The sequence below is a fragment of the Arthrobacter agilis genome (genome assembly GCF_002953615.1).
GTDB classification, from domain to species: Bacteria; Actinomycetota; Actinomycetes; order Actinomycetales; family Micrococcaceae; genus Arthrobacter_D; species Arthrobacter_D agilis_B.
Map to the genome: position 1 here is coordinate 1208111 of NZ_CP024915.1, position 3973 is coordinate 1212083.

Below are 3973 nucleotides of genomic sequence, written 5' to 3' on the forward strand. Positions count from 1 at the left end.
CAGAAGAGGTGCTGCCACATGATCGCCCCGCCGTTCTCCGGGTCGAAGATGTGCGCGCCGAAGCGGCGGTCCGCGCCGAGGGCGAACAGGGCGGCGGCCAGGACGGGGAAGGCCATCAGGACGAGGATCGAGGTGATCAGGGTGTTCCAGGTGAAGATCGGCATGCGCCACATGGTCATGCCCGGGACGCGCATGCAGATGATCGTCGTGACGAAGTTGACCGAGCCGAGGATGGTGCCGAACCCGGCCAGGGCGAGCCCGAAGACCCACAGGTCCCCACCGATGCTGGGGGAGAAGCTGACGTTCGCGAGGGGCGGGTAGGCGGTCCAGCCGAACCCTGCGCTGCCCTGCGGGGTGAAGATGCCGAGACCGACGATGATCCCGCCGAAGAGGTAGAAGTAGTAGGCCAGGGCGTTCAGACGCGGGAAGGCGACATCGGGTGCGCCGATCTGCAGCGGCATGATGACGTTCGCGAAGCCCGCGAACAGCGGCGTCGCGAAGAGCAGCAGCATGATCGTGCCGTGCATCGTGAACAGCTGGTTGTACTGCTCCTTGGTCTGCAGGATCTGCATGCCCGGCGCGAAGAGTTCCGCCCGGATCAGCAGGGCCTCGACGCCGCTCAGGGAGAACCACACGAACGACGTGATGATGTAGAGGTAGCCGATCGTCTTGTGGTCGGTGGTCGTCATCCACTCGAGGAAGATCCGGCCGGGGGACCGGGTTCCGGGCGTTGCCGCCGGCGTCGCTGCAAGGGTCGAATCTGCGTATTCAGCGGTCACGGTCCGCTCCTGCCGGGTAGGGATGGGGGAGGTTCATGCGGCGAAGCGGTGGCTCCCGTGCGGGCGCGGGAACCGGGAGGGGCACGAGGGGAGGACCTCGGGCACGATCAGCGAGCACGAGCCGGCGGAATCGCCGACGACGGACTGGGCTTCCAGGCCGCTGATCCCGAGGCGTTCGAGCGCGTCGATCCCCGCGATCTCGATGTGCTGCGCGCTGCTCGCATCGATCACGACGTTCGGCTCCTGCAGGATGCGGAAGCTACGGCGGACGATGGGCAGGAGAGCCCGGCAGTTCTCCTCCGTGAGGCACCCTCGCACTTCCATGCGTGCCCAGCGGAGGTCGATGTCCAGGCGGACGGTGATGCGCAATGTGTGGCTCATGGCCCAGGTCCTCCGAAGAGCGGTCCTCGATGCCCGGCTGCTCAAGCCCTTTAAGGCTAGGAGGAGCTGTCGGACCCGGGCGCGGAAGAATGGTGCTTGACAAGCACTGCGCCGGGCGACCATGGCGTGCTGAACATCAGGGTCGGAAGGGTCGGGGCGGAGCTACCGGCCCATCGGCTGCTCGAACGCCGCCCGCTCGGCGTCGACGAGGACGGCGGCGGGGTGCGGCCCCGCGGCACGCAGGGCCGAGGTCCAGGACTCCGGCCACGGCGTCCTGCGTGCCGCGATGATGACGTTCCCGGCGCTCGCACCGCCGACCATGCCCGCCTCGGTGAGGACGGCCGTCGCGGTGGCCAGGGCGGAGAGCTGCCTGCTCTGCGCGCGGGCGAAGGCGAGCGGCGGGTCGTCGCCGACGTTGACGAGGACCACGCCGTCGTCGGCGCAGACCCTCAGGAGGTGCGCGGCGAAATCCGGGCCGGTGAGATGGGCAGGGGCGTCGGCCCCCGCGAAGATGTCCAGCACCACGGCGTCGAAGGCCGCATCCGGCTGCTCGAGCACGGCGTCGGCGGCGTCGCCGACGACGACCTCGCACACCGTGCCCTCGGCCAGCGGCATGGCATCGAGGACGAAGTCGACCAGTTCTGCTTCCAGGTCGACGGCGACCTGCACGGATCCCGGACGCGTCGCCTGGACGTACCGGACGAGGGTCAGGGCTCCCGCGCCCAGGTGCAGGATCCGCAGCGGAGCGCCCGGTGGCTTGACCAGGTCGAGAACCGCCGCCACGCGACGCAGGTACTCGTAGAACACCCGTTCCGGGTGGTGCACGTCGACATGCGACTGCTGCGCCCCTCCGATGCTGAGGATGAGCGCGCCGTCGATGTATGCGTCCTCGTCGATCTCGGCGTAGGCACCCGCGCCGGGAAGCCAGCGCGTGGGGACCTCGAACTCTTCGTCCGTGCCGGGAGCCGTGCTCACACGCGCTCCCGCAGGGTCGCGAGGCGCAGTGCGCCCTCCTCGATGACGTCGAACCGCTTGCAGAACGCGAACCGCAGCATCGAGCGCGTACGCCGGGCACCCTCCTCGTGGCAGAACATCGCCACGGGGATCGCCGCGACCCCGATCAGGGACGGCAGGCGCCGTGCCAGGGCCGTGGCGTCGTCGATACCCAGCGGCGCGGCATCGACCATCGTGAAGAACGTGCCCTTCGGCTCGAAGACCTCGAACCCGGCGGCGCGGAGGCCCTCGCCCAGCAGGTCCCGCTTCTTCCGCAGCATGGCCGCGGCGGTGGTGAAGAACTCCTCCGGCAGCCCCAGCCCGAGGGCGACGGCTCCCTGGAACGGTGTTCCCGAGGTGTAGGTCAGGAAGGTCTTCACGGTACGGACCTGCGCCACGAGGTCGGCGGGTCCGCTGAGCCAGCCCACCTTCCAGCCCGTGACCGAGAAGGTCTTGCCCGCGGAGGAGATCGTGAGGGTGCGTTCCGCCGCCCCGGGCAGCGAGGCGATGGGGACGTGCGGCACACCGAAGGTCAGGTGCTCGTACACCTCGTCCGTCACGATGATGGCACCGTGGCGTTCCGCCAGCCGCACGATGAGCTCGAGCGCCGGCCGGGCGAGGACGCTGCCGGTCGGGTTGTGCGGATTGTTCACCACGACGATCCGCGTGCGCTCGCTGAACGCGGCCTCCAGGCTCGCCGCGTCCGGCTGGAAGTCCGGAGCGTTCAGCGGAGCGGTGGTGTGGGTGGCGCCCGAGAGCCCGATGACGGCCCCGTAGGAGTCGTAGAAGGGTTCGAAGGTCAGCACCTCGTCGCCCGGACCGGCGAAGGCGAGGATCGCCGCCGCGATCGACTCCGTGGCGCCCGTGCTGACGATCACCTCGGTCTGCGGATCGATGTGCAGTCCGTAGAAGCGTTCCTGGTGTGCGGCGATGGCATGGCGCAGGACGGCGAGGCCCTGACCGGGTGCGTACTGGTTGGCGCCGTCGGCGATCGCTGCACGGGCCGCGTCGAGGATCTCGCGTGGACCGTCCTCGTCCGGGAACCCCTGTCCGAGGTTGATCGCCGAATGCTTCTGGGCGAGCGCCGTCACCTCCTCGAAGATGGTGATGCCGAGGGTGCCGTCGCCGCCGAGCAGGTTCGCACCGCGCGCGGCCCTCGTCCAGGGTGCCGTACTGCTGGTCGGAATGGCTGCCGCCCGCGCGTCTGTGGTCATGACACCAGTATCGCCGGTCCCGCGCGTCCGGCCGCAGACCGCCGTGCCCTCCGCGGTATGCCGGGGGACGGGGTGTGCGCGCAGGTGGGGAGGACTGGGTACCGTGGGGGCATGAGCCGCGCCGTCTGCCCCGGGTCGTTCGACCCCCTCCACAACGGACACATCGAGGTCATCGGTCGTGCCGCCCGGTTGTTCGACGAGGTGATCGTCGCCGTGTCGACCAACTACGCCAAGAACTACCGGTTCGACGTCGACGAGCGCATCGCCTTCTGCCGCGACGGCCTCGCGCACCTGCCCGGCGTGACAGTGCTGCCCATGGGCCCCGGCCTCGTCGCCGACTTCTGCAGGGAGCACGGCGCGGCGGCACTCGTCAAAGGGCTGCGATCAGGGCTCGACTTCGACTACGAACTCCCCATGGCGACCATGAACCGCCACCTGACCGACGTCGAGACCGTCTTCGTCCCCACCGGTACGACGTTCGCCCATGTCTCCTCCACCCTGCTCAAGGAGGTCGCGTCCCTGGGCGGCGACGTCCGTCCGTTCGTTCCCGACGCCGTCTACCGTTCCCTGCACTGATCCGGCGGCGCCTCAGACCGGTCGAGCGCA

Annotated in this window: 5 protein-coding genes; 1 reads left to right on the forward strand and 4 read right to left on the reverse strand. The window is 69.4% G+C overall.

Translation table 11 applies throughout. The features are described 5' to 3' along the window. The 4 genes from CVO76_RS05780 to CVO76_RS05795 form a co-directional block, all read right to left on the reverse strand. On the reverse strand, positions 1–689 hold a 689-nt coding region (locus CVO76_RS05780), incomplete at its 3' end, for a cytochrome c oxidase subunit I (RefSeq protein WP_208741713.1). A 123-nt stretch (positions 690–812) separates the two neighbouring features. Continuing rightward, on the reverse strand, positions 813–1160 hold the full coding sequence (locus CVO76_RS05785; protein ID WP_133080713.1) for a hypothetical protein: 348 nt from the start codon (positions 1158–1160) through the stop codon (positions 813–815). Between the two features lie 162 nt (positions 1161–1322). Next, positions 1323–2135, reverse strand: a complete 813-nt coding sequence (locus CVO76_RS05790; protein ID WP_133080712.1) for a spermidine synthase — start codon at positions 2133–2135, stop codon at positions 1323–1325. Next, positions 2132–3367: an aminotransferase class I/II-fold pyridoxal phosphate-dependent enzyme gene (locus CVO76_RS05795; protein WP_208741174.1), complete on the reverse strand. Its 1236-nt coding sequence runs from the start codon at positions 3365–3367 to the stop codon at positions 2132–2134. The genes CVO76_RS05790 and CVO76_RS05795 overlap by 4 nt, the downstream gene beginning before the upstream one ends. Positions 3368–3478: 111 nt before the next feature. On the opposite strand from CVO76_RS05795, the gene coaD reads away from it, so the two are divergent. Then, positions 3479–3943 carry a pantetheine-phosphate adenylyltransferase gene (gene coaD / locus CVO76_RS05800; protein WP_208741176.1) on the forward strand — a complete coding sequence of 155 codons (465 nt, stop codon included), beginning with the start codon at positions 3479–3481 and terminating at the stop codon, positions 3941–3943. The last annotated feature ends 30 nt before the right edge of the window (positions 3944–3973 follow it).